The sequence below is a fragment of the Paludibacterium sp. genome (genome assembly GCF_019232825.1).
Taxonomy (GTDB): domain Bacteria; phylum Pseudomonadota; class Gammaproteobacteria; order Burkholderiales; family Chromobacteriaceae; genus Paludibacterium.
This window is the reverse complement of sequence record NZ_JAFAND010000066.1, coordinates 1-24808: the sequence shown is the minus strand read 5'-3', so window position 1 is coordinate 24808 and position 24808 is coordinate 1. Positions and strand designations below refer to the sequence as shown.

The following is a 24808-nucleotide window of genomic DNA, read 5'->3' as shown; positions in this document are numbered from 1 at the left end:
TCTCCGGGCACAGGCCACAACAGGTGAATTTAATAAATATTATTATTTTGTCACATATTACAACAATCTCTTGCCCTCATCAGATATTTGATGAGATATAAGACTTTTATCCTCTGTAATGGATAAATGGCTTCGTGCCCCTCGGTCCAGCTTTACCGTGCCCGCCAACCCCACGCCAGCCAACAGCGCACCGACCACGCGCACGGCATCGAATCCGCCATGCTGCCACGCATCCAGCAGCAGCCCCGCCACCATCTGACCGCCGAACATCAGCAGCGTCATAGCAAAAGCCGACAAGTGCGGCGTGGCGCGATTGCACAGGATCACAAACAACACGCCGACCGCCCCGCCAAACCAGGCCCACGCCGGCACGGCCGGCCAGGCGGCAGCAGACCATAGGGACGCGTCGCGTAATGTCAAACAAGCCAGCGTAGCGGTAGCAAGCCCGCCCAGATAATTGACCAGCGTGCCGGGCAGCACGCCGATCGACTGCGCCAAGCGCGCGTTCAGCAAGCGCGACACGGTTCGCGCCACACCCGAGAACAGCGCCAAAACGATCGCTTCGATCATGAATCCCCCTCAGCGCGCCATCAACGCGATGCCGGCGGCAATCAGCGCCAAGCACGGCAGTTTTCGAACGTCAAAGGGCACGCGCGGCACGCCGAGCCACCCACAATGATCGACGACCATCGCCGACACAGTCTGCCCGAACATACCCAGCCCCACGGTCAGCGCCACGCCCAGACGCAGAAAGCCGGCATTGGCGAACACGACAATCAGAAATCCGACCGCGCCGCCCCCATACCACCAGGGCGCCACGCCTGGCCGCCACAGTGCGAAACGACGCACGGACAACAGCAACAGCACCACGCCGAGCCCACTGGCGTGAATGATCACGCTCGCAGGATTGTTGCCCAGGCTACGTGCCAAGGCGCCGTTCAAATGAATCATCAGCGCGGTCAGCATGCCGCTGGCAAACGCCATCCAAGTAAACATAGGTTGCCCTCCTTGCCGCCAGCGTACGGCGCACGGTTTGGCAACCGTTATGACAAATGTCACAATCGCAACGTCAAGGAGAATCGCATGGACCCGCGCATCGCCATTTGGTATCGGCAGCATCATCTGCACCGTTTTTTGCCCGAAGCGCATTTGCCGCACCTACGGCTGCGCCGCTATGCCTGCGGCGAGGCGCTGGTGCATCAAGGCCTGCCGGTCAACGAACTATTGTTCTTCGTCGATGGCCGAGCGCGGGTGGTGCTGCCGATGGCAAACGGAAAAACACTGCTGTTGTGCTTCTATCAACCGCTGCAATTATTTGGCGATCTGGAGCTATTCGAACCGGAAAGCGTGGCCACGTCGCGCGTGGAGGCGTTGAGCGATTGCCATTGTCTCGCCCTACCGATGGATTACGTGCGCGCGCACTTGGCGCCCGACCCGGCCTTTTTGCAGTCGCTCTGCCGTTCGCTCGGACGCAAGCTTGGCCGCGTCATCCAAAACAGCGCGCTCAATATGCTGCATCCGCTGGAAGACCGGTTGGCCAGCTACATCCAAGCCACGGCGCGGCTTGAGGCGGACGGGATGTGGTTCAGCGGCAATCTGACACAGATCGCCGATTGCCTAGGGGTGAGTTTTCGCCACCTGCATCGCTCTTTGCAGGCGTTGTGCGCGGAGGGGGTGCTGGAAAAAAACGAGCGACGGTATCGCGTGCTGCGGCGCGACGAACTGGCGCGCCGCGCCGGCGGTATCTACGTCATGACCGAAGACATGGCCAACGCGGCATCGTCGCTTTATTCGTCGCCGAAGTGATAGCCTTCCGCTTCGGCCGGCACGGCGGGCGGCGCAATCTCGGCCGGCAGATCGCAAAGATCGAGGTAGAAACGGGCAAAGCTGGTCATCATGTACGGCACGATCCACAGGAAGCCAATGCCGAGCGTCGCCACCCCCAGCAGAAACCAGCCGGCGAAACGGCAGATCAAGCAGAAATACTTCCACTTGTTGCCGAACATCATGATCTTGCTCTTGGCGATGGCGGCGCGCGCACCGATGCCCGGCTCGTCGGCCAAAATGTAGAACGTCATCGCATAAGACAACATGGCGATGACGCCCGGCACGATCAACAGCAGCGCCCACAGGAAGATGAACAGAATCATCAGCAAATAGGCGGCAAGCCCGGTGACGAAACGGTCGAAGCCGCAGAACAGCTGACTCACGCGGGACTCTTGCCCGCGAATGAATTGCAGGAAGACCGTCGCCACGCCGATTTCCAGCGGCCCTTTGATCAGCACGTCAAGCAGTGAGCCGAGATGCCCGAGCATGGCGCTGACGAGCGCGATGCCGAACAGCACGGCGCTCATACCGACCGCCAGCGCCCAGCGGCCGGAAAGCGCCGCGCGAGCCTCTGTCATGATCTGCGCGTTGGGGGTGGTGGACAGGCGGCTCATCGATGCGGTACTCCCTGGACGTTGTATTCCGGCATCATAGCAGCAAGCTGGAGCGCCATGCACCGTCGCAGCGGGAGGCGCGCCTCAGCAAATCCGCGGCAATTGCTCGCCGTTGATCCAATCGACCATGCGCCGTCCACCAAACACCGTCTCCATCTGCACAAAGTGATGGTCATCGGCGATCACCTCGCCGATGATGGCCGCCTCGCGCCCATGGGGATGCGCGCGCATGGCCGCCACCAAACGCTCGGCGGACTCGGGCGGACACACCGCAACCAGCTTGCCTTCGTTGGCGACGTAGAGCGGATCGAGCCCCAACAGCTCACAGGCGGCGCTGACCGCCTCCCGCACCGGAATCGCACGCTCGTGAATCACCATGCCCTGGCCCGATTGGCCGGCAAACTCGTTGAGCACCGCCGCCAGGCCGCCGCGGGTCGGATCGCGCAGCGCGCGCATATCCGGCGCCGCCGCGAGCATCGCCGCCACCAGCCCATTGAGCGCGGCGGTATCGGACACGATCGGGCTATCGAACCGTAGCCCCTCGCGCAACGACATGATGGCCATGCCGTGATCGCCGATCGAGCCGGACAGCACGATCTTATCGCCCGGCCGGCAACGATCGCCCGACACCTCGATGCCATCCGGCACCCTACCCACGCCCGTGGTGGTGATAAACACGCCGTCGCCCTTACCCTCCTCCACCACCTTGGTGTCGCCGGTGACGATCGCCACGCCGGCCTCGCGCGCCGCGTTCGCCATCGACTCGACGATGCGCGCCAGATCGGCGAGCGGGAAGCCCTCTTCCAGAATGAAGCTGGCCGCCAGGTACAAGGGGGTGGCGCCGTTCATCGCCACGTCGTTGACGGTGCCGTGCACCGCCAGACAACCGATGTCGCCGCCGGGGAAGAACAGCGGTGAGATCACATGGCTGTCGGTGGCCATCACCAGCCGGCCGCCGGCCGGCATCGGCAAGCAGGCGCCGTCGTTTTGCGCCGCCAGCCACGGATTGTCGAAGTGGCGTAGGAACAAGTCATGAATCAAGCGCGCCATGGCGCGGCCGCCGCTGCCGTGCGTCAAATCGACACGGCCGTTTTTGATGTCCAGGGGGCGAGAATAGCTCATGCGTGGTCCTGTGGCGCGGCCGTGCGGAAACGGCCGTAGGTGTAATGGGCGGCGCAAGCGCCTTCGGAGGAAACCATGCAGGCGCCGATCGGATGATCCGGCGCGCAGACGGTACCGAACACCTTGCAATCTTGCGGCCGTTTCTGGCCGCGCAAAATGGCGGCGCACTCGCAGGCCTTGTGGTCCGCCACTTGGCGATAGCTCAGGCCGAAGCGGCGTTCGGCATCGAAAACAGCATAGTCGTCGCGAATGCGCAAAGCGCTATCGGGGACCTCGCCCAAGCCGCGCCAATCGAACGACGCGCGCAAGGTAAAGATCTTATCCACCAACGCCTGCGCCTTCAGATTGCCCTCACGGCTGACCGCGCGCGTAAATTGGTTTTCGACGAGGGCGCGGCCGGCATTGATCTGACGCACCAGCATCAGAATCGATTGCATGACGTCGAGCGGTTCGAAGCCGGCGATGACCACGGGTTTTTGGTAGCGGTCGGCGAAAGCCTGATAGGCGCCGTAACCGATGACGGTGCTGACGTGCGCCGGGCCGACAAAGCCGTCGAGCGCCACGGCGTCGGGGTCGGTCTGCGCTTCCATGATGTGCACCATGGCCGCCGGGGTCAGCACGTGATTGCAGAACACGCTGAAGTTCGTCAGCCCCGCCTCGGCCGCCTTGCGGATGATCGCCGCGGTCGGCGGCGTGGTGGTCTCGAAGCCGATGGCGAAGAACACCACCTCGCGCTCGGGGTGCGCGGCGGCCAGCGCCAGCGCGTCGTCGCAGCTATACACCATGCGCACGTCGGCGCCTTCCGCGCGCGCCTTATACAGCGACATGCCGCCCGAGGCCGGCACGCGCAACGTGTCGGCGTACGTGCACAACACCACGCCATGTTGGGTTGCGAGCTCGATGGCGCTGTCGATGCGGCCGATCGGCAACACGCACACCGGACAGCCCGGACCGTGAATCATGCGCACCGGCGGCGGCAGCAAATCCAGCAAACCGTAGCGGGAGATCGCATGCGTGTGACCGCCGCAAAACTCCATCAGCCGGTAGCTGCGATCGGGCCGCGCTTCGGCGGCGATGGCGCGGGCGAGTTGGCGCGCCAACTCGCCATCGCGGAATTCGTCGATATATTTCATAGCGCCCTCAACGATAGGCAGCCGGATTGGCGAGATCGGCGTCGCTACCCATATCGGCCAGGAGCGCCAGCGTCTGCGCCGCCTCCTCCGGGTCGAGCTTGCCGATGGCGTAGCCGACGTGCACGATCAGATAGTCGCCGACCGCGACCGCGTCCACCAGGTCCGTCGCGATTTCCTTTTGCACGCCGGACAGCTCAATGCGCGCCCGATCGCCGTCCAACACTTCGATCACCCGCGCCGGTATGGCCAAACACATAAGTCACGTCCTCATAGAGCCGATTCACTCACAAACACTTAGGAAACCATGTGGACGCCGCCCAAACCATGAGCACGATCAACACCACGGCATTTCCGCGCCAACGGGCGCGTCCTTTCGTCGCAGCCGCGCGCTACGCCCGGCCGGATTGATCCAATACATGGCGCGCCACCCAGGCCTGGCCGAGCGCCAAACCGCCGTCGCCCGGCGGGGCCTGGCGCGCCGTCAACATGCGCAGGCCGCGCGCCTCGAACGCGCGGGCAAGCCCCTGACTCAATAACGCGTTGAGCCAGCACCCGCCGCCGCACGCCACCAGGTCCAAGCCGTGGGCGCATGCCGCCGTGGCCGTCCAATCGGCCAACGCCTCGATCAGCACGGCGTGGAACAGCGCCGCGCCGTAGCCGGCATCCGTTTCGTCGGCGAGCCGCGCCAACAGCGGCAGCAGATCCAGATCGGCGCCGGCATGGTAGAGCCCCGGCTCGGCCGGTACCGGCCCATGCCGCGCGGCCAGTCCCTCCAGCAACATCGCCGCCTGCCCCTCGTAACGCATGCGCGCCGCCACGCCCAACAGCCCCGCCGCCGCGTCGAACCAGCGCCCCATGCTGGTGGTGTGCGCCACGCCGCGCGCGAGCATCTGCGCCAGCTGCGGCGCGCCGGACTCGGCGGCGAAACGCGGCGCAATGTCGTCGCCACGGCCCATCAACGCCAGCGCCGCCGACGCCATGCGCCACGGCTCCCGCGCGGCGCGGTCGCCGCCCGGCAGACCGATCGAACGCAAGTGTCCAAGGCGCCGGCAGCGGGCGCCGTCGACCAGCAGCAGCTCGCCGCCCCAAGCCTGTCCATCGTCCCCCAGGCCGACGCCGTCGAGCGCCAGCCCGAGCACGGGGCGATCCACGCCATGTTCGGCCAGCACGGCGGCAATGTGCGCATGGTGGTGCTGCACGGCAATGGCCGGCACCCGCCACTCGTCCGCCAGGCGTTGCGCCAGCCGGGTGCCATGGAAATCGGGGTGCAAATCGTGCGCCACCGCTTGCGGCGTCAGTTGCAGCAGGTGCAGCAAGTGACTGACGGTTCCCTCTTGCGCCAGGCACACGGCCACGCGGTCGAGGTCGCCGATGTGTTGCGACAAAAACGCCTGATCGCCCCGCATCGCGCACAGCGCATTCTTGTAGAAGCCGCCCATGGCCAACACCGCCGGACCGGAGCGCGATAGCGGAATACCCAGCGGCGTATAGCCGCGCCCACGGCGCAGAAATTGCGCCCGCCCCGCCTCTTGCCGCAGCACGCTGTCGTCGCAGCGGGTGACGATGGCGCGGTCATGCAGCAGGATCGCATCGGCAAGCCCCGCGAGTTCGGTGCGCGCGGCGTCGTTATCGATCACCAGCGGTTCGCCATGCGGGTTGGCGCTGGTCATCACCAGCGCCAGCGGCTGCGGCGCCGCGAGCCAATCGAGCCCACTGGGCCTGCCGGCCGCCTCGTGAAACAACAAATAATGCAACGGCGTATAGGGCAGCATGGCGCCAAGCCAAGCGAGCCCCGGGGCGATGCCAGGCAAGTCCCGTTCCGCCGCTGGGCGCTTTTGCAGCAACACGATCGGGCGCGCCGGCTGCCCGAGCAGATCGGCGTCACCCGGTTGCCAATCGACCCAGGCATCGAGCGAGGCCGAGTTGGCCACCATCACCGCCAGCGGCTTGGCCTCGCGGTCCTTGCGCGCGCGAAGACGCGCCACCGCCTCGGGATGATTGGCGTCGCAGGCCAGATGGAACCCGCCCAGCCCTTTGATGGCGACGATCCGCCCCTGACGCAGCAGGGCCAGTGTGGCGGCAATCGCATCGCCCGGCACCGCCGCGCCGTCGGCACCGATCAGCGTCAAACGCGGCCCACAGTCCGGACAGGCGTTCGGCTCGGCATGGAAGCGGCGATGCAGCGGGTCTTCGTACTCTGCCTGACAGCGCTCGCACAGGGGAAACGCCGCCATGCTGGTGCCCGAACGCTCGTACGGCAGATGCCGCACCAAGGTATAGCGCGGGCCGCAGTCGGTGCAATTGATGAAGGGATAGCGGTAACGCCGGTTGCCCGGGTCGAACAACTCCGCCAGGCACGCCGGGCAAGTGGCGGAGTCCGGGCCGATGGCCGCCGTGCCGGCGGCGGCGCCACTATGATTGAGGCGGATGGCGAATAGCGCGTCCGCCTGCGGCGGCAGCGCGGTCGTCTCGATGCTGTCGATGCGCGCCAGCGGCGGCTTGTCGGCGCGAAGGCGCGCCGACAACGCGGACAGCGCCACGGGCGTCCCCTGTGCCTCGATGGTGACGCCCAGCGCGTCGTTACGCACCCAGCCGCTCAGCCCCAATTCCGTCGCGAGCCGGTAGACGAACGGCCGGAAGCCGACGCCCTGAACCACGCCGCGCACCACCAGGCGCTGCCGCTCGACGGTCATGCGCCCGCCCGCGCCAGGCCCGCGCCGAGCCAATCGAGCCATTGAGCCCAACCGGCATCGTCACGCGTCGACAGGCGGATCACCGGCAACCCCGGCCGCACCTGACGCGCCATGGCGATGGCCGCCTCGGCGTCGAAATCCAGATAAGGCAACAAATCGGTCTTGCTTAGGATCATCAAGTCGGCGGCACGGAACATATCGGGATATTTGAGCGGCTTGTCCTCTCCTTCCGTCACCGACAGAATCGCCACCTTATGCGCCTCGCCCAAGTCGAAAGCCGCGGGGCAAACCAGATTGCCGACGTTCTCGATCAAGAGCAGGCTTCGGTCGAGGAGCGCGCCCTCTTCTTGCAATTGACCCAGCGCCTGCGCGACCATGCGCGCATCCAGATGACAGCCCTTGCCGGTATTGATCTGCACCGCCGGCACGCCGGTGGCGCGGATGCGCTCGGCATCGTTGGCGGTTTGCTGATCGCCCTCGATCACGGCCGCGGGCGCTCGACCTGCCCAGCGGCGCAGCGTTTCCACCAATAGGCTCGTCTTGCCCGACCCCGGGCTCGAGACCAGATTGAGGGCAAAAATACCCTGCGTTTTCAATTGCGCGCGGATGCGCGCCGCGCGCGCGTCGTTGTCCGCCAAGATATTCTGCTCGATGCGCAACGTGCGCTCGGCGTCGAGGCCGGGCGCATGCACGGCATCCAGGGGGGCGACGGCGCGGTAGCCGGCGCGCGGCGCGGCGTCGGACCGGGTTGGGCGCGCCGCCCGGCCGTTAATGGTGACTTGGCCGTGGCCGCAGCCGCAGGTGGTGCACATGACGGAATCCTTCTCGTTTTCTAAGCGCCGGGCCTCAAGCCACGGCGATATCAATGACGCGCATTTCCTCGCCGGCACGGATGTCGAGCTCGAATCCGCCGCAGTCGGGGCAAGACGCGCCGGCGGCAGCCGGCACGACGATGCGTAAGCAATTCGCGCACCAGGCTTCGGCGGCGGGCCGGTCCACCTCGTACACGGCGCCGGCGGCCACGCCATCGCGCGCCACCAGCTCGCAGCAATACAGCAAGGCATCGGGATCGACATGCGCGAGCGCGCCCAGCGCCAGACGCACCCGCGTGACGCGCTTGGCGCCGGCTTGGCGCGCGGTGTCCTCGACCAGGCGCACCACGCTCTCGGCCAGCATCAGTTCATGCATATAGTTTCCTCACGCGCCTATTTTATCATCATCCAGTAACACGCCAGGCCGCTCGTCCGTCGACACTTCGACACTTTTGACGAGCCACTCCTGTCGCCACACCGGCCCGCCGCCCGTTGCCGCCCTGGCGGCACAACCCCCGGCCGCGCGCTTTCGTCACGGCACATTGTCCATCAAATCAAGGCGCTATCTAGGTTGTCATCACACCGCGCTTGCGCTGGCGCAAATTTCCGCAACGGCATCGGTCCTAAGATCCCGACCTGGCACGGCAAATGCAAAGCATCGGTATTCATTGTCGTGATTACAGTCCGGAAGCCCACAAGGAGGCGGAAACATGAACCGGTTCATCATTGCCGAACCACAGAACTGCATCGGTTGCCGAACCTGCGAGGTCGCATGCGCATTGGCGCATCCGCTACCCGGCGGCGAGGACATGCTGTCGCCGGCGAACTTCAACCCCAGGCTCAAGGTGATCAAGGGCGCGCGTGTCAGCACGCCGGTGCTGTGCCGGCAATGCGACGACGCCCCGTGCGCCAACGCCTGCCCCAGCGGCGCCATCGTTCGCCGCGACGATAGCATCCAGGTTCTGCAAGAGCGCTGTGTCGGCTGCAAGACCTGCATGGTCGCCTGCCCCTACGGCGCGATGGAAGTGACCACCGTCCCGCAGGCAGCCGGCGTGCTCAAGAGCCGCGCGGCCAAGGCCGTGGCGCTCAAGTGCGACCTGTGCATCGACAACCCGGCCGGCCCGGCCTGTATCGCATCCTGCCCGACCAAGTGCCTGCACATGGTGGACCAGCAACGCATGGCGGCCATCACCAAGCAACGCCGCGAGCAAGCCGCGCTGGACGTGCCCTCGCTGCCGCTTTGATCGCTTTCAATTTCCCGCTGAAGGAAGTGCAACATGAAGAAGGTAATTACCGTTTGTCCGTATTGCGGCTCGGGCTGCAAACTGAACCTGCTGGTCGAGAACGGCAAGGTAGTCGGCGCAGAAGCCGCCAACGGCGTGACCAATGAAGGCGAATTGTGCCTGAAGGGCTATTACGGCTGGGATTTCCTCAACGACACCAAACTGCTGACGCCGCGTCTGAAGCAGCCGATGATCCGTCGCCAACGCGGCGGCGAATTCGAGGCGGTTTCGTGGGACGAGGCCATCGCCTTCGCCAGCTCGCGCCTGAAGACCATCAAGGAACAATACGGCCCGGACGCCATCATGATGACCGGCTCGTCGCGCGGCACCGGCAACGAATCGAACTACGTCGCGCAGAAATTCGCCCGCGCGGTGATCGGCACCAACAACATCGACTGCTGTGCGCGCGTGTGCCACGGCCCGTCGGTCGCCGGCCTGATGGCCACGCTCGGCAACGGCGCGATGAGCAACTCGATTTGCGAAATCGAAGACACCGACTGCATTTTCGTGTTCGGCTACAACGCCGCCGACTCGCACCCGATCGTGGCGCGCCGCATTCTCAAAGCCAAGGAAAAAGGCGCCAAGATCATCGTCTGCGACCCGCGCTTCATTGAAACCGCGCGTATCGCCGACCTGTACCTGCCGCTGAAGAACGGTTCCAACATGGCGCTGGTCAACGCCTTCGCCAACGTGCTGATCAACGAGAAGCTGTATAAGCCGTCGTTCGTCGAACAGTTCGCCGAAGGCTTCGACGAGTACAAGGCCATGGTGGCCAAGTACACGCCGGAATATACCGCCGAGATCACCGGCCTTGACCCTGAGCTGGTCAAGAAGGCCATCCGCATGTATGCGCAAGCGCCGAGCGCCACCATCCTCTGGGGCATGGGCGTGACGCAGTGGGGCCAGGCCGTGGACGTGGTCAAGGGCCTGTCGAGCCTCGCCACGCTGACCGGCAACCTGGGCCGCCCGAACGTCGGCGTCGGCCCGGTGCGCGGCCAGAACAACGTGCAGGGCGCTTGCGACATGGGCGCGCTGCCCAACACGCTGCCCGGCTACTACAGCGTCACCGACGATGCCGCACGCGAGCGCTTCGCCAAGGCCTGGCATGTCGACAGCCTGCCGGCCAAGGTCGGCCACAGCCTGACCGAGGTGCCGCACCTGATCGAGGAAGGCGAGCTCAAGGCCTACTACATCTTCGGTGAAGACCCGCTGCAAACCGAGCCCGATTTGGGCACGATGCGCAAAGCCTTTGCCAAGCTCGACCTGATCATCGTCCAAGACATCTTCATGACCAAAACCGCGATGATGGCCGACGTGATTTTGCCGGCCACGTCCTGGGGCGAGCACGAAAACGTGTTCTCCAGCGCCGACCGCGGTTTCCAACGCTGCTACAAGGCGGTGGAAGCGCCGGGCGACGTCAAGGACGACTGGGAAATCCACAGCCTGATGGCGACCGCCATGGGCTATCCGATGCATTACAACAATGCGCAGGAAATCTGGGACGAGCTGCGCGGCCTGTGCCATCTGTATACCGGCGCCACTTACGACAAGATGGCCGACCTGGGCTACGTACAGTGGCCGTGCCCGACCGAGGACCACCCCGGCACGCCGTGGCTGTACGAAGGCAACCGCTTCGACACCCCGAGCGGCAAGGCGCTGCTGTTCGCCGCCGAATGGCGCCCGCCGCTGGAAAAGGTCGATGCCGACTATCCGCTCGGCCTGTGCACCGTGCGCGAAGTGGGCCACTACTCCTGCCGCTCGATGACCGGCAACTGCAGCGCGCTGCAAACGCTGGCCGACGAGCCGGGCTATGTGCAGATTCATCCGGACGATGCCGCGCTTTACGGCGTCAAGGATCAATCGCTGGTTTGGGTATCGTCGCGCCGCGGCAAGGTGATCACCCGCGCCAACATCAACCCGCGCGTCAATGCCGGCGCGGTGTACATGACCTACCAATGGTGGATCGGCGCCTGCAACGAGTTGACGGTCGAGCATTTCGACCCGATCTCCAAAACGCCTGAGTACAAGTACAGCGCCGTCAAGGTCGAGGCTATCGCCGATCAGTCCTGGGCGGAAACCCATGTGCGCGAGACCTATAGCAAGATGAAGGCCGACATGCGCAAGGCGGCGCTCAACTAAGCCTGTCGACGTTCAGCGCCCCCGGCCCAGCCGGGGGCGGTTCCATTGCCGCCATCGAGTCCATCATGAACCTTGCCGCTCCTTTGCAAGATCGCTTCGGCCGCCGCATCGACTACCTGCGCCTTTCGCTGACCGACCGTTGCGATTTGCGTTGCAGCTATTGCCGCCCGCGCGAATTCGACGGGTATGCCGAACCGGATACTTGGCTGACCTTCGATGAGATAGAACGGGTCGTTGCCGTGTTCGCGCGCATGGGCGCGGGCCGGATCCGCCTCACCGGCGGCGAGCCGCTGCTTCGGCGCGGGCTGGCCGACTTGGTCCGGCGTCTGGCGGTTTTGCCCGGCGTGCGCGACCTGTCGCTCTCCACCAACGCCACCCAGTTGGCCAAGCACGCCAAGACACTGAAAGCCGCCGGTTTGGCGCGCATCAACGTCAGTCTGGATTCGCTCGACCGCGCCTGCGTGCGCGGCATCGTCGGCCGCGACAGCCTCGACGCCATCATGGCCGGCATCATGGCCGGCAAGGATGCCGGTCTATCGCCGATCAAGCTCAACATGGTGGCCATGCGCGACGTCAACGATCATGAGATCGAACGCATGGCGGCTTTTTGTCTGGACCACGGTTTCATTTTGCGTTTGATCGAGGCGATGCCGATCGGCGAAGCCGGCCGCAACGCCGCCTACCTGCCCTTGGACGAAGTTCGTCCGCGGCTGATCGAGCGTTTTGACCTCAAGCCGTCCACCGCGGAACTTGGGGGCGGACCGGCGCGCTACTGGGAAACCGCCGACGGCCGTGGCCGCGTCGGCTTCATCACACCGGTATCGCAGCATTTCTGCGCCACCTGCAACCGGGTGCGCCTGTCGGTCGACGGCACGCTCTATTTGTGCCTGGGACAGGAAGAGCGCGTCGAATTACGGCCGCTATTGCGCGCCGGCATCGACGAGGCCGAGTTGGAAGCGGCCATCCGCGCCGCCATCGAACTCAAGCCGCATAGCCACGATTTCGCTACCGCGCCGCAAAAAATCGCGCGCTTCATGTCGCAGACCGGCGGTTAAGCCGTACACTGCGGCTCAGCGTTTTTTTACCGAAAGCCCCACCATGTCCGACACCACCGCCTCCCCCCCGCTGCCCGGCAGCCAATCGCTGCCCGTGGTACGCCATCGCCAGGGCACGTTGCAGTCCGTCACCGATCTGGTGGCCGAGGAATGCCCGGTGGCTTTGGTGTTCAACGGCATATCCCACGCGGTGATGATGGCCACGCCGGCCGACCTCGACCATTTCGCGCTCGGGTTTGCCTTGTCGGAGGGGATCGTCGACCACGTCGGCGCGGTGCGCGACATCGAAGTGGTCATGCACGCGGACAGCGCCGAAGTGCAAATGGAAATTGCCCAGGGGGATTTCGTCGCGCTCAAAGCTCAGCGCCGCGCCTTGGCCGGACGTACCGGCTGCGGCGTATGCGGCATCGAAAGCATCGAGCTGTTGGATTTGGCGCCGCCTCGGATCGGCACAAAGGCGCCGGCCGTCGATGAGACGGCGATCGCCCGCATTCTCGAGGATTTGCCCAGCCATCAGCCGCTGATGCGCGCAACCGGCTGCGCCCACGGCGCGGCCTGGTGCACCCCCGAGGGCGATATCGTGCGCCTGTTCGAAGACGTCGGCCGCCACAACGCGCTCGACAAACTGCTGGGCTGGATGGCGCGCGAAGCCATCGCGCCCGATAGCGGCCTGGTGTTTCTCACTAGCCGCGCCAGCTACGAATTGGTGCGCAAGGCGGCGCGGCGCGACATCGCGCTGATCGCCACCATTTCGGCCCCCACGTCGCTGGCGGTGCGCATCGCTGTTGATGCCGGCATCACGCTCTTAAGCTTCTGCCGCGCCAACGGCTTTGTCGCCTACGGCGCGGACGGCGCCTCGGCATAACCGGCAAGCCAGAAGAACCGCCAACACCGCGGCCATTAGTCCGATCTCCGTGACAGCCAAGACGCAATCATTCGTCAGCCAATACCTCATGCAAAGGGCATGACCACCCTGACCGCATCAAGCCCGTCAATAGGGCTGTGCGACGGAGTGGATATGAAAATTAAATTATTCCCTGGATAAAGTAAGACTTGTCTTAAATTGCTTGTCGTTGCATTCCCTTTTCTCATGCCCTAGGTACAATCCCGTATGTAAGAAGCGTGAGTCATGGCAGAAGAATCCGAGATCCGTCACAGAAATATCTCAGATCCCCATGACATGCTCCTTGCTGATGACACTGAACTTTTGCGCAGTCATCCCCTCCATTGTGACAGCGCGGCATTGAAGCGCCGGCAAGGTGCATCGACGCCGCGACATGGACTCGCCCCCCTGTATTGAAAAATAACAGCGTACCGCTGAGGGGATCGGCTGAGCCTAAATTAAACAATTTATTACTTGTGATTAAATCAAACAAAGAGGAACGATCATGCTTAGCAAAGAAGTGGATTTCGATCCCAGGGAAATGCGCCGCCGTCTCGACCTGAATCAACAGGAGTTTTGGTCCGCCGTCGGCGTCACCCAATCGGGCGGCTCGCGCTACGAACAGGATCGGCGCATCCCCAAGCCGGTGATGGAGCTCTTGCGCCTGCGCTATCAATTGGGCATCAAGCTCGAAGACATCACCGAGGAAAACGCCACGATGGTGCGCGCCATTGCCGAGGGTCAGCTCGATACCGGCATACTCAAACAGCAGCTGACGCAAATCGAGCGTGTGCTCAAGGCCAGCCAACAGTTGGCGCTTAGCGCCTCCGAGCTGTCCGGCGCGGCCGAGGCGGTATTGTGTGACCGCGAAAAACAGACGATACGCTAACCAAGTGACCCATCATCATCGTGCTGTCAGGCCGATCGCGCCTGACAGCCGTCTTCTGCGTTAGGCGGACCAATCCGGCCTGCTTGCCCTCGCCCCGCCCCCTGCAGGTTGATCCAAACCAAACAATTTAGCATTTGCTAATGTAATTATGCTGAGCCTGTGTATATAGTAACCAACATCGGATTCGCTACCGATGCGCGCGGTCACCCACATCGCCACACAGGCCTGTGGCCGTGTACTATCTCGTATGCCTAGCAAAAACATAGAAATATGGCATAGGAATTTACGGTCTTGCGCTGTTTTTTTGACCGTCCGCGCCTTGCGGCAGCCCGTTTTTGCACCCACAGCACAGCATTTTTAGGCCACACCAGAACGGCCGGGAGTGAAGTACATGTTTGTTTCCGCACGTAAACTGACGCAGTTTCTCAAACCGTTGTCGGAGGCCACGCGCGATGGCGTCGATCTGACCGTCTCATTGGACGAACACGGCAATCTCGGCTGGGTCGGGCAGCTGATCAAGGGTTTGCTGTCGCGTTTTCACACCACGCTGATCAAAATCGCCAGTACCGCCATTCAACTATCGCAACAGGCGCCCGATCTCGCCAATCTATCCAAACAACTGGAGGCGCGCGCGCAGGCCCAGCAGGCCAACGCGGAAAACATCGCCGCCGCGAGCCGGACGCTGGCCGCCACGGTCGAGTCGATCACCGCGAGCGCCAGCGAAGCCTCGGCCTTCTCGCGCCAGGTTGCCGAAGCCGCCGAAAGCGCCAACGTCAACGACCTGCAAAGCCGCAACCAAATTCAGGCCATCGGCGAGAGCACCTCGGCGTTGGAACAGCAGATGGGACTGTTGAAGGACAGCTCCGCCTCGATCGGCGAAGTGGTCGAACTGATCAAGAACATCGCCGACCGCACACGGCTATTGTCGCTCAACGCCGCCATCGAGGCGGCGCGCGCCGGCGAGCAAGGGCGCGGTTTCGCCGTGGTCGCCGACGAAGTGCGCAAGCTCGCCGACCAGACCATGACGGCCACGCAGAACGTAGAAGGGCTGCTGGCTAAGATCCAGGAACAAGTCGCGTCGTCGAGCGACACCATGACGGCGATGTCGCAGCAGGTGCACGCCGGCATCACCGTGTCGCAGCAGGCGGGCGCCTCGATCGAGGCCGCGTCGCGCGACATCAACACGCTGATCGCGCACGTGCAGGTCATCGCCGACGCCAGCGCCTCGCAAAACGATAAGGTGCGCGCGATCACCGATCAGATCGGCGCGGTGGTGGAAAGCTCGCAGCAGCAACTGGAAGGCTCGCAGGCGCTGGCGGCCAACGCCACCCAGATGAGCGCCCAGTGCGACACGCTGTTGACCGAGGTGGGCGAGTTCCGCTTCGCCGGCCATAAGCGCATGCGTCAAGTGGTGGAAGAGGAAATCACCAAGTGGCAGCTGAGCCGGCTTGAGTCGGATGATCTGGATCGCAAGCTCTGCGCGCTGTATCAGCGCGAAACCGCCTTCGAGATGCTGTGCATCACCGACACCAGCGGGAAGCAGATCAGCTCGGATGTCGAGTCGGGCAAGGTCAACCTCGACGGCCGCAAGAACAACTGGAGCGACCGCCGCTGGTTCCAGGAGCCGGCGCGGCAGCGCCGGCTTTACGTGTCGGACCTCTACCGCTCGGTCGACACCAATCAGTATTGCTTCACCATCGGCACGCCGCTGTTCGACCAGAAAGGCCAACTGCTCGGCGTGATGAGCGCGGACGTGCGCTTCAACCACATCATCGGGCAATAACCCGAATCCGGCGGCGGCGTCAGCGCACCACGCGCATGTCGTCGTCGCTGATCTGCAGCCGCACCGAGGCGCCGACCGGCAACAGGTCGGCCACGTTACGGTTGAGCCGGTCCACCCACAACGCCACGCCGCGGCTTTCCACCTGATAGCGGATCACGCCGCCCAGCAACTGATGCCGCCGGATCACGCCCTCGAACGTTCCCAACTCGTGACTGCCGGCAGACAGCACATGGATCGATTCGGGCCGGATGGCCATATGGCCGTCGATTTGCAACCCCAGCAGCTGATGGGCTTCCTCGGCCTTGAGCAGATTGTAATTGCCCATGAAGCGCGCCACGAACTCGGTTTCCGGCTGAGTATAGATTTCCTCGGCCGTACCGTGCTGCTCCACCTTGCCCTGATTCATCACATAGATGCGATCGGACATCGTCAGCGCTTCTTCCTGATCGTGGGTGACAAACACCGTGGTCAATTGCAGGCGGCGCTGAATATCGCGGATTTGTTCGCGCAAGTTTTTGCGGATGCGCGCATCCAGTGCCGACAACGGCTCGTCCAACAGCAAAATCTTCGGCTCGACCACCAGCGCGCGCGCCAGCGCCACGCGCTGCCGCTGGCCGCCGGAGAGCTCATGCGGGTAGTGCCCTTCCTTGCCGTTGAGCTCCACCAGCCGCAACACTTCGGCCACCTTGGCCGCGATCTCTCGCCGCGGCAGCTTGCGCACCTTCAGGCCAAAACCGATGTTCTGCTCGACCGTCAAATTGGGAAACAGCGCGTAGTTCTGAAAAACGATGCCGATGCCGCGCTTTTGCGGCGATTGGGCGGTAATATCCTGCCCGCCGACGCAAATCGCGCCGGCGGTCGGCGCCTCGAAACCGGCGATCATGCGCAGCACCGTGGTCTTGCCGCAGCCGCTCGGCCCGAGAAAGGTGACGAACTCGCCGCGCTCGATGGCGATGTCCATGTCGCACACCACCTGCTGCGTGCCGAAGCGCTTATTGATTTGCTTGATATCCAAAAATGCCATGGTCGTTGCGTTCCTTGTCGATCTCGCGGCTTAGGCCGCTTTGCGCTTGGCGCGCCCGTTACGGGCGAACACCTGGATCAGCCCCATCGAGGCCCAGGTCACCAGGAAGGCGATGATCGCCAGCGCGGCAGGTTCGTAGGCGCGATTGGCGCCGATCAGTTGCAGGTAGGGGCCAAAGGCCGGACGGCTAAGCAGGCTAGCCATGGTGAACTCGCCGATCACCACCGCGAAGGTCAGGAACGCGCCGGACAGGATGGCCGATTTGACGTTGGGAAGAATCACCTTGAGCAAAATGCCGCCCCAGCCCGCGCCCAGACTTTGCGCCGCCTCGGTCAGCCCGCGCACGTCGACCGCCCGCAGCCCGGTATCGATCGAGCGATACAAATACGGCAGCGACAGCGTGACGTAGCTGGCGACCAGCAGAAAATCGGTGCTGCGCTCATGCGCGGTCAACGGCAGCCAGGCGCTGCTGTTGTACATCTTCAGATAGCCGAACACGATGACGATGGCCGGAATCACCAGCGGCAGCAAGGTGATGAACTCGACCACGGCGCGCAGTCGCGGCAGCTTGAGCTGAATCCAGAAAGCGGTCGGCGCCACCAGCACGATGCCGCTGACGATGGTCAAGACCGCCATCAAGGTCGAATAACCAAAGGTCGCCTGGAATTGCGGGTCGGTCAGCACCACTTTGTACGCGTCGAACGACAAGGCGTCGCGGCGCATCTTGAGGCTGAACAGGAACGTCGCCGCCAGCGGCAACAGAAAATACAGCGAGCCCACGATCATGGCGATCCAGGCGCCGATACGGGAAGTCGTGCGCGTCATGCCCGCCCCCTTTCCGTGCGGGCCCGCAACCAGATATAGCCCGCGTTGGACAAGCCGGTCACCACGATCATGCCCAGCGCCAGCGCATAACCCAGGTTCTGATCGTGCAGCACGTCGCCGCGGATCTGGGCAAACAACAGAATCGGCACGATATTGAGCGAGCTGCCGGTCAGCGCGTAGGCGGTCGCCACGGCGCCGAAGGCATTGGCGAACAGGAGCAACGCCGAGCCGAGGATGCTGGGGAACAAGATCGGCAGCGCGACATGCCACCAGAAATACCAGCCGCTCCCGCCCAGACTCTCGCAGGCCTCGCGCCACTCGGTTTTCATGCCGTCGATGGCCGGGGCGATGATCAGCACCATCAAGGGGATCTGGAAATACAAATAGGTCAGCGTCAGGCCGGTGAAGCTCAGGATGCTGAAGCCGGTGCCATACAGGTCGAAATCCAGGTATTGGCGCAATAGCGCGGTCAGCAAGCCGATGCGTCCCAGCGTGGCGAGAAAGGCGAACGCCAGCGGCACGCCGGCGAAATTGGAGGCCACGCCGGAGAAAGTCATCAGCGTGGGTCGCACCCAAGCCGGCAAACCGCCCTGTATGGCGGCCAGCGCCAGGATCAAGCCCAGCACCGCGCCTGTGGCGGCCGAAACGAAGCTGACCTTGAAGCTGATCCAATAGGCGCTAAGGATATCGTCGGTAAACAGCCGGGCGATGTTATTCAGGGTGAAGTGCCCCTGCGCGTCCTGAAAGGCGCCGACCATCAGCTGGGCCGTTGGCAGAATCAGAAACAGCAGGGCAAAAATCATGAAGGGGGCAACGCCGAGCCAGGTCAAGAATTGACCGGCGCGAGGCCGCGTGCCGCCGGATACGGCGGCAGGCTCGTCAACAGTGTCCGTAATGGCCATCGGATTTCTTTGCATATCACAGGGATCGTTCTTACCGCGCCCATTGGCGCGACAACGCCGCCATGACCCAACAGCCATGGCGGCCACAACATGGCGCAGCGCTTACTTCACGTTGCTGCCGACCACCGCATCCCATTGCTTGGTAATGGCGGCCTTGTAAGTTTCCTGATCCTGCAAGGTCGGGAATACGGCCTTTTTGTACAGCGCCGCCGACGGCAGCTTCGCCAGCAGATCAGCCGGCACCTTCTTCTTGGCGGCCAGATCGTTGAAGCGGATCGGGTGGCAGTACCCCTTCAGCCAGCCCAGCTGGCCTTGATCGGAGTACAGATATTCCATCCACAGCTTGGCGGCATTCGGGTGCGGGGCGTACTTGCTGATGGCCTGCACGTAAACGCCGGCCAGCACGCCGCTCTTCGGCACGACCACCTGAACGTTCGGATTGCCCTTGAGCGTGTCGCGGTCAGCCAGCGCGTTATAGTCCCAACGGATGACGATCGGGGTGGTGCCTTGCGCCAGCGAGGCGGCCTTGCCGATCACCGGAACGAAATTGCCGTTCTTGTTGAGCTGGGCGAAGAACTTCAGGCCGGCATCCGCGGCTTTGGCCGGGTCCTTGGCGCCTTGGGCGAGGCCGGCGGCATATACGCCGGAAATCGCTTGGTTGGCCACGCGCGGGTCGCCCGCCAAGGCGACGGCGTTACGATAGGCCGGCTTCTGCAGGTCCTTCCAGTCGGTCGGCACTTGCTTGATCAGATCGGTGTTGATTTCGAAAGCCAGCACGCCGTAGTAGTCGCCGTACCAGTAGCCTTCGCTATCCTTGGCTTCCTTGGGGATGGTGTTCCAGGTCGACACCTTGTACGGCTGGATTAGGCCAGCATCCTTGGCCTGCGGACCGAACGACAGGCCGACGTCGATCACGTCCGGCGCCTGCGGCCCCATGTTGCCCTTGTTGGCCTTGATGGCTTCGACTTCGTCGCCGGAACCGGCGTCCGGGTTCAACTCATTGATCTTGATGCCATATTTGGCGCTGAAATCCGCCAGCATGGCGCCATAGCCACACCAGTCGTGCGGCAGGCCGATCGTGGTCAACTGACCTTCTTTTTTGGCAGCCTGGATCAGGCTATCCAAACTCCCCGCCTGAGCGGCCGTTGCGACACTCAGGGCGGTCAATACGGCACCAGCAAGCAGCTTACGGTTCATGAGTTTTATCCTCTGGCATAGTCCACGATAAACAAGCCGGAGAATAAACAGTGAAAATGACAAAGGGATGCCAGTTTTGTGACAAATGCATTTCAGCGACAGCGGCAGCCGCCCTATCGCCAATACGACAACCTCAGCAAAGCCCCGGCGTCATGACAACACCGGGGTTTGGCCTTCAGCGGCTGAGTTCCAGCTTGTCGTAGCCTTTGACGCGATAGATGAGCAGCGAGAGCAGCCAACTGGCAACGAAGATGGCGATGATCAGATAACCCAATAGGCCAAAGTGATCGTTCAGTTCGCCAATCAGCGACCAAAAACCGCCGGAAAGCTGCCACCGGTCGGCAATCAGTCCCAGCGCCTCGATGCCGCCGACCAGCGCCGCCACCAGCACGGACACGAGCGTGATGCTCAGGTTGTAGTAGATCTTGCGCACCGGCTTCAGATACGCCCAGCCGTAAGCGCCCAACATCAAATGACCGTCGAGCGTATCGACGAGCGACATGCCGGCGGAGAACAGCATCGGGAACAGCATGACCGACCAGGGAGACATGCCTTGCGCCGCCTGCGTGGCCGACAAACCGAGCAAACCGACCTCGGTCGCGGTATCGAAGCCGAGACCGAACAGGAACCCCAGCGGATACATGTGCCAACTGCGCGTGATCAATTGGAATAGCGGACGGAATAGCCGCGCCAGCAGGCCGCGGCCGGCGAGCAACAGATCGAAATCGTCGTCGTGATAGCGGCCGCCCTGGCGCACCCGGCGCCAGGCACGCAGGATCGCCACCAGGATGACGGCGTTCATCACGGCGATCAAAAACAGAAACAGCGCCGAGACGCAGGTGCCGATGACACCGCCCACGGCATGAAGCGCGGCGAAGCGGCCATTCATCCAATGCGCCGCCAGCGCAACGCCGACCGAAGCCAGCACCACCACGCTGGAATGTCCGAGCGAGAAGCACATCCCCACCGCCACCGGACGCTGCCCTTGCTGCATCAGCTTGCGCGTGACATTGTCGATGGCGGCGATATGATCGGCATCGACCGCGTGACGCAGCCCGAATCCGTAGGCCAGGAGCGAAGTGCCCAACAACACCGGGTGATCGTGAAAAACGGCGAAAGCCCACGCCCAGGCCATCAGGTTGAAGGAAATCAAAAAACCGTAGATCGCCGCCAGGCGCAGGCGCACAGGTCTGCCGGACCGCGCGATCACTCCGATAAGTTGTCTCAGCATGCTGCCGGCTCTCCTACACTGGAATGTGACGGAGTATAGCGCCGATCATACAAACAACGAAAAGTTATGAAATGCTTGTTGCGATACATCAAAACGCATGGCGCACAAAAGATACATGCAAAATATTGATTTATTGCCCGTCTTGGATTACATTAAAGATGTATTCATTTTATATCTTAAACCATGACCCCCGATACCCTGCGAGAGGCACTACGCCAAGTGATCGACCCCGAGGTCGGCATGAACATCGTCGACCTGGGTCTGATCTATCGCCTGGAATGCCAGGAAACCGCCGTGCAGGTCGACATGACCATGACCTCCCCCGCTTGCCCCATGGGCGAAAGCATTCTCCATGAGGTGGAAACGGTACTGCGGGACATGGTGCCACCTTCCTGCACGATCGACGTGCGCCTGGTCTGGGATCCGCCCTGGAGCCCGGCATGCATGAGCGAGCAGGCCCGCAACCATTTTGGTTGGAACAACTGACATTCCCTGGAGCAAACCATGACCCAAACTGCCGTGACTCTTGACGTTCGCCTGATCGAACCCCGTTTCCGCCATGCGCTGATTTTCGGTATTTTCCAACACCTGCCGGTCGGCGAAGCCTTGCTGCTGACCAACGACCACGACCCCAAGCCGCTGCATTACCAATTCCAGGCCGAAGCGCCGGAACAATTCAGCTGGACCTATCTGGAAACCGGCCCGGAGCGTTGGCAAGTGCGCATCGGCAAAGAGGGCGAAGTCGACGGCCTGCAAGCGCAAGGCCGCTGCTGCGGTTAACCGGAGCAAAGCCATGACCGCCCGCGCCCCCGCCACGCCACCTCGGCTGCTGTTGGTTCTACCGGCCATCGCCTCCCTCGTTGCCGGCGTGCTCTCGGGGCTTGGGCGTTTGGGCCTGCCGATGCCGGCGGCCGTGCTGGCGCTCACCGGCGTGCATGGCGCGCTGATGACCGGCGGCTTTTTCGGCACGCTGATCGGGTTGGAACGGGCGGTGGCGCTGTCGCGCCGCTGGCCTTACCTGGCGCCGGCCGCGTCGGGGCTAGCCGCCCTGTGCCTGCTCGCATGGCCCGATGGCGCGCTGGCGCCTTGGCTGATGAGCGCGGGCGCGCTCATCATGACGCTCGCCTGCGCCGACGTTTGGCGCCGGCAGCGCGTCGCCCATCTCGCCACCCTCGCCGCGGCCGCGCTGGCCTGGCTCCTGGGCAATGGCGTCTGGCTCGTCAGCGGCGCCATCCTGCCGGCGGTGCCGCTATGGACCGCCTTTTTGATTCTGACCATCGCCGGCGAACGGCTGGAGCTGTCGCGTTTCGTGCCCACGCCGCGGCCGGCGCGCTGGCTGTTCGCCGCCATCGTCGCGCTCATGCTCGGCAGCGCCGTCGTCCACGCCATCCTGGGCGGCGCGCTCGCCGCCTATGCGCTGGCCTTGCTGCTGTTGGCGGCTTGGCTGCTGCGTTTCGATATCGCGCGCCGGACCGTCCACGCGCAAGGGCTCACCCGCTACATGGCCGTCTGTCTGTTGTCCGGCTACGCCTGGCTCGGCATCGCCGCCTTGCTGGGGTTGGCCGGCGCCTTGAATATCGGCAGCCCGCTGCGCGATGCCGCCCTGCACGCGCTGATGCTGGGTTTCGTGTTCGCCATGGTGTGCGGCCACGCGCCGGTCATTGGCCCGGCATTGACACGCATGAAAATGCGCTGGCATCGTGGCTTCTATTTGCCGCTCGGCTTGTTGCACGTCACGCTGCTGGTGCGCGTGATGTCCGCCTGGCAAGGCGGCCTGCCATGGCGTCAATACGGCGCCATCGGCAATGCCCTGGTGCTGGCCACCTTCCTGGCCGTGCTGCTGGAAAGTTTTTGGGCCGCGCGCCGAGTGCCTGCGCGCTAAAAGGAAACGATGATGTCTTTTCCCGCCGTCCCACCCCGCCCGCGCCAGATCGCCGCGCCGATTCGCGCCGTTCGCCGCTGGGCGCCCACACTGGTGTCGATCACGCTCGACAAGCCGCAAGACTTTTCCTTCACCCCCGGCCATTACGTCCGGCTGGGCGTGCCGGATGACGCCGGCGGCGAAACCGTCTGGCGCGCGTACTCGATCGTGTCGTCGCCCGACGCGGCGGAGCTGGAGTTCCTGATCACCCTGATCCCGGACGGCGCGCTCACCGGCCGCCTGGCGGCGATGCAGCCGGGCGACACGCTGATGTTGGAAACCGCCGCGCTGGGCTTCTTTCTCGCCGACCAGCTCTCTCCCGGCAAGCACCTATGGATGCTCGCCACCGGCACCGGCCTCGGCCCCTACATCGCCATGCTGCGCCACCCGGCGCTGCTCGCCGGCTACAGCCGGTTGATTCTGGCGCATAGCGTGCGCCACGCCGACGAACTCGCGTACGCCGACGAACTGCGCCAGCTGGCTGCCGACGCGCCTGATCGCTTCAACTATCTGCCCATCGTCACGCGCGAGACCGTGCCCGGCTGCTTGCAAGGCCGCATCCCCGCGCTGCTGGCGGACGGCACGCTCGCGGCCAAGGTGCGATTGCCGTTCGATCCCGCCGAAAGCCGCGTCATGGTCTGCGGCAATCCGGACTTTACCGCCGCCATGCGCGCCTTCCTCAACGAGCGCGGCTTCCTGCCTTGCCGGCGCGGCCTGGCCGGCAGTATGTTATTCGAGAAATACTGGTGAAACGCAGCACGATACTCATCCCGCTGTCGCGGGAACATCATTCCGCGCTGGTGCTGGCCAAACGCATCCAGGCACATCTGGACGACACGGCGGTGCTGGAAGAATTGATGCGGCAGATTCCCCATCGCCACGCACCGGGACTCCGCGCGCATTTCGACGAGGAGGAACGGCTGTTGCCGCCCTCGCTGCAAGCCAAGGCGCCCCTGCCGCTGCGGCGGTTTTTCGACGAACACGCCCGGCTGCGGCACTTGCTCGCTCAGATCGAGGGGGGCGACCTGCGGGCGATGCAGGAATTCGCGACGCTGCTCGCCGCCCACGTCCGCTTCGAGGAACGCGAATTGTTTTCCTGCTTCGAACAACTCAACGCGTGAGGTGTTTGGTGCAATGCCGCGCGCCGCGCGGCGATTGCACCCTACGGACACCTATTCGCGTAGGGCGCACTCGCCGAAGGCAGTGCGCCACAGACACGCGTGACACCCAACGCCCCTAGTGCCCGAGCAGCGGGGAATGCGTGACCGCGACGCCGACGATATAGGCGACGCAGAAAAGCGCCGCCAGATAGAAACCCCATGCGCGCAGGGCGGGCTGTCCTTGCCGCAGCGCCAACTTTCCCAGCAACACGTACGCCACCAGCGCGACGAATTTGGCGGTCAGCCAGCCGTCGACGAACGGATATTGGTGCAGTTGGCTGATCAGCCACAGCGCGGCCGTCAGCAGCGTGGTGT

At 63.7% G+C, this 24808-nt stretch carries 27 protein-coding genes; 12 read left to right on the top strand and 15 right to left on the bottom strand.

Annotation, left to right across the window (positions count from 1 at the left end; all coding sequences use genetic code 11):
• Window positions 1-57: 57 nt before the first annotated feature.
• Window positions 58-570, bottom strand: coding sequence for a DMT family transporter (locus JOZ06_RS08430; RefSeq protein WP_293231283.1), 513 nt, complete (start codon window positions 568-570; stop codon window positions 58-60).
• A gap of 9 nt (window positions 571-579) precedes the next feature.
• The gene (locus tag JOZ06_RS08425; protein WP_293231280.1) at window positions 580-996 is read right to left on the bottom strand and encodes a DMT family transporter; all 417 of its coding nucleotides are present in this window, start codon (window positions 994-996) and stop codon (window positions 580-582) included.
• A gap of 87 nt (window positions 997-1083) precedes the next feature.
• Here JOZ06_RS08425 and JOZ06_RS08420 point away from each other — a divergent pair, with 87 nt between their 5' ends.
• The gene (locus JOZ06_RS08420) at window positions 1084-1806 is read left to right on the top strand and encodes a cyclic nucleotide-binding domain-containing protein (RefSeq protein WP_293231278.1); all 723 of its coding nucleotides are present in this window, start codon (window positions 1084-1086) and stop codon (window positions 1804-1806) included.
• On the opposite strand, the gene JOZ06_RS08415 is transcribed toward JOZ06_RS08420, so the two are convergent.
• From JOZ06_RS08415 to hypA, 7 genes are all read right to left on the bottom strand, one after another.
• Complete coding sequence (locus tag JOZ06_RS08415; RefSeq protein ID WP_293231275.1) at window positions 1788-2441, bottom strand: DUF975 family protein; 654 nt, start codon at window positions 2439-2441, stop codon at window positions 1788-1790. The genes JOZ06_RS08420 and JOZ06_RS08415 overlap by 19 nt on opposite strands.
• Before the next feature lie 84 nt (window positions 2442-2525).
• Window positions 2526-3563 carry a hydrogenase expression/formation protein HypE gene (gene hypE / locus JOZ06_RS08410; RefSeq protein WP_293231272.1) on the bottom strand — a complete coding sequence of 346 codons (1038 nt, stop codon included), beginning with the start codon at window positions 3561-3563 and terminating at the stop codon, window positions 2526-2528.
• Window positions 3560-4696, bottom strand: a complete 1137-nt coding sequence (gene hypD, locus JOZ06_RS08405) for a hydrogenase formation protein HypD (protein ID WP_293231269.1) — start codon at window positions 4694-4696, stop codon at window positions 3560-3562. The genes hypE and hypD overlap by 4 nt, the downstream gene beginning before the upstream one ends.
• Before the next feature lie 7 nt (window positions 4697-4703).
• The gene (locus JOZ06_RS08400) at window positions 4704-4952 is read right to left on the bottom strand and encodes a HypC/HybG/HupF family hydrogenase formation chaperone (RefSeq protein WP_293231267.1); all 249 of its coding nucleotides are present in this window, start codon (window positions 4950-4952) and stop codon (window positions 4704-4706) included.
• A 133-nt stretch (window positions 4953-5085) separates the two neighbouring features.
• Window positions 5086-7389 carry a carbamoyltransferase HypF gene (hypF, locus tag JOZ06_RS08395; protein ID WP_293231265.1) on the bottom strand — a complete coding sequence of 768 codons (2304 nt, stop codon included), beginning with the start codon at window positions 7387-7389 and terminating at the stop codon, window positions 5086-5088.
• Window positions 7386-8201 (bottom strand): hydrogenase nickel incorporation protein HypB, encoded by an 816-nt coding sequence (gene hypB, locus JOZ06_RS08390; RefSeq protein WP_293231263.1) that lies wholly within the window; start codon window positions 8199-8201, stop codon window positions 7386-7388. Before hypB ends, hypF begins: the two co-directional genes overlap by 4 nt.
• Before the next feature lie 34 nt (window positions 8202-8235).
• The gene (hypA, locus tag JOZ06_RS08385; RefSeq protein WP_293231261.1) at window positions 8236-8577 is read right to left on the bottom strand and encodes a hydrogenase maturation nickel metallochaperone HypA; all 342 of its coding nucleotides are present in this window, start codon (window positions 8575-8577) and stop codon (window positions 8236-8238) included.
• Window positions 8578-8911: 334 nt separating this feature from the next.
• On the opposite strand from hypA, the gene JOZ06_RS08380 reads away from it, so the two are divergent.
• The 6 genes from JOZ06_RS08380 to JOZ06_RS08355 all read left to right on the top strand — a co-directional run bounded on the left by JOZ06_RS08380 (window position 8912) and on the right by JOZ06_RS08355 (window position 16233).
• Window positions 8912-9445: a 4Fe-4S dicluster domain-containing protein gene (locus JOZ06_RS08380; protein ID WP_293231258.1), complete on the top strand. Its 534-nt coding sequence runs from the start codon at window positions 8912-8914 to the stop codon at window positions 9443-9445.
• A gap of 33 nt (window positions 9446-9478) precedes the next feature.
• Entirely contained in the window at window positions 9479-11623 is a 2145-nt protein-coding gene (fdhF, locus tag JOZ06_RS08375; protein ID WP_293231255.1) for a formate dehydrogenase subunit alpha, read from the top strand.
• Between the two features lie 65 nt (window positions 11624-11688).
• Window positions 11689-12678 (top strand): GTP 3',8-cyclase MoaA, encoded by a 990-nt coding sequence (gene moaA / locus JOZ06_RS08370; RefSeq protein ID WP_293231252.1) that lies wholly within the window; start codon window positions 11689-11691, stop codon window positions 12676-12678.
• Window positions 12679-12721: 43 nt separating this feature from the next.
• A complete protein-coding gene (gene fdhD, locus JOZ06_RS08365; RefSeq protein WP_293231249.1) occupies window positions 12722-13543 on the top strand; it encodes a formate dehydrogenase accessory sulfurtransferase FdhD in 822 nt (273 codons plus the stop codon).
• A gap of 523 nt (window positions 13544-14066) precedes the next feature.
• A complete protein-coding gene (locus JOZ06_RS08360; protein WP_293231246.1) occupies window positions 14067-14450 on the top strand; it encodes a transcriptional regulator in 384 nt (127 codons plus the stop codon).
• 391 nt (window positions 14451-14841) lie between these two features.
• Window positions 14842-16233, top strand: coding sequence for a methyl-accepting chemotaxis protein (locus tag JOZ06_RS08355; RefSeq protein WP_293231243.1), 1392 nt, complete (start codon window positions 14842-14844; stop codon window positions 16231-16233).
• A gap of 19 nt (window positions 16234-16252) precedes the next feature.
• Here JOZ06_RS08355 and JOZ06_RS08350 read toward each other — a convergent pair whose 3' ends face one another.
• From JOZ06_RS08350 to JOZ06_RS08330, 5 genes are all read right to left on the bottom strand, one after another.
• Window positions 16253-17257 (bottom strand): ABC transporter ATP-binding protein, encoded by a 1005-nt coding sequence (locus JOZ06_RS08350; protein WP_293231240.1) that lies wholly within the window; start codon window positions 17255-17257, stop codon window positions 16253-16255.
• Window positions 17258-17287: 30 nt separating this feature from the next.
• Window positions 17288-18082 carry an ABC transporter permease subunit gene (locus tag JOZ06_RS08345; protein ID WP_293231237.1) on the bottom strand — a complete coding sequence of 265 codons (795 nt, stop codon included), beginning with the start codon at window positions 18080-18082 and terminating at the stop codon, window positions 17288-17290.
• Window positions 18079-18984, bottom strand: a complete 906-nt coding sequence (locus tag JOZ06_RS08340) for an ABC transporter permease subunit (RefSeq protein WP_293231234.1) — start codon at window positions 18982-18984, stop codon at window positions 18079-18081. Before JOZ06_RS08340 ends, JOZ06_RS08345 begins: the two co-directional genes overlap by 4 nt.
• Before the next feature lie 102 nt (window positions 18985-19086).
• Entirely contained in the window at window positions 19087-20181 is a 1095-nt protein-coding gene (locus JOZ06_RS08335; RefSeq protein ID WP_293231231.1) for an extracellular solute-binding protein, read from the bottom strand.
• A gap of 175 nt (window positions 20182-20356) precedes the next feature.
• On the bottom strand, window positions 20357-21412 hold the full coding sequence (locus JOZ06_RS08330) for a HoxN/HupN/NixA family nickel/cobalt transporter (protein ID WP_293231229.1): 1056 nt from the start codon (window positions 21410-21412) through the stop codon (window positions 20357-20359).
• Between the two features lie 183 nt (window positions 21413-21595).
• Between JOZ06_RS08330 and JOZ06_RS08325 the strand changes: the two genes are divergently transcribed.
• From JOZ06_RS08325 to JOZ06_RS08305, 5 genes are read left to right on the top strand one after another with little or no spacing between them, the layout of a single operon-like run.
• Window positions 21596-21898 (top strand): metal-sulfur cluster assembly factor, encoded by a 303-nt coding sequence (locus tag JOZ06_RS08325; RefSeq protein ID WP_293231226.1) that lies wholly within the window; start codon window positions 21596-21598, stop codon window positions 21896-21898.
• Between the two features lie 18 nt (window positions 21899-21916).
• Window positions 21917-22192: a DUF2249 domain-containing protein gene (locus tag JOZ06_RS08320; protein ID WP_293231223.1), complete on the top strand. Its 276-nt coding sequence runs from the start codon at window positions 21917-21919 to the stop codon at window positions 22190-22192.
• Between the two features lie 13 nt (window positions 22193-22205).
• Window positions 22206-23294: a hypothetical protein gene (locus JOZ06_RS08315; protein WP_293231220.1), complete on the top strand. Its 1089-nt coding sequence runs from the start codon at window positions 22206-22208 to the stop codon at window positions 23292-23294.
• 9 nt (window positions 23295-23303) lie between these two features.
• On the top strand, window positions 23304-24083 hold the full coding sequence (locus JOZ06_RS08310; RefSeq protein ID WP_293231218.1) for a ferredoxin--NADP reductase: 780 nt from the start codon (window positions 23304-23306) through the stop codon (window positions 24081-24083).
• Window positions 24080-24454: a hemerythrin domain-containing protein gene (locus JOZ06_RS08305; RefSeq protein WP_293231216.1), complete on the top strand. Its 375-nt coding sequence runs from the start codon at window positions 24080-24082 to the stop codon at window positions 24452-24454. The genes JOZ06_RS08310 and JOZ06_RS08305 overlap by 4 nt, the downstream gene beginning before the upstream one ends.
• Window positions 24455-24569: 115 nt before the next feature.
• On the opposite strand, the gene JOZ06_RS08300 is transcribed toward JOZ06_RS08305, so the two are convergent.
• On the bottom strand, window positions 24570-24808 hold a 239-nt coding region (locus JOZ06_RS08300), incomplete at its 5' end, for a SirB2 family protein (protein ID WP_293231214.1).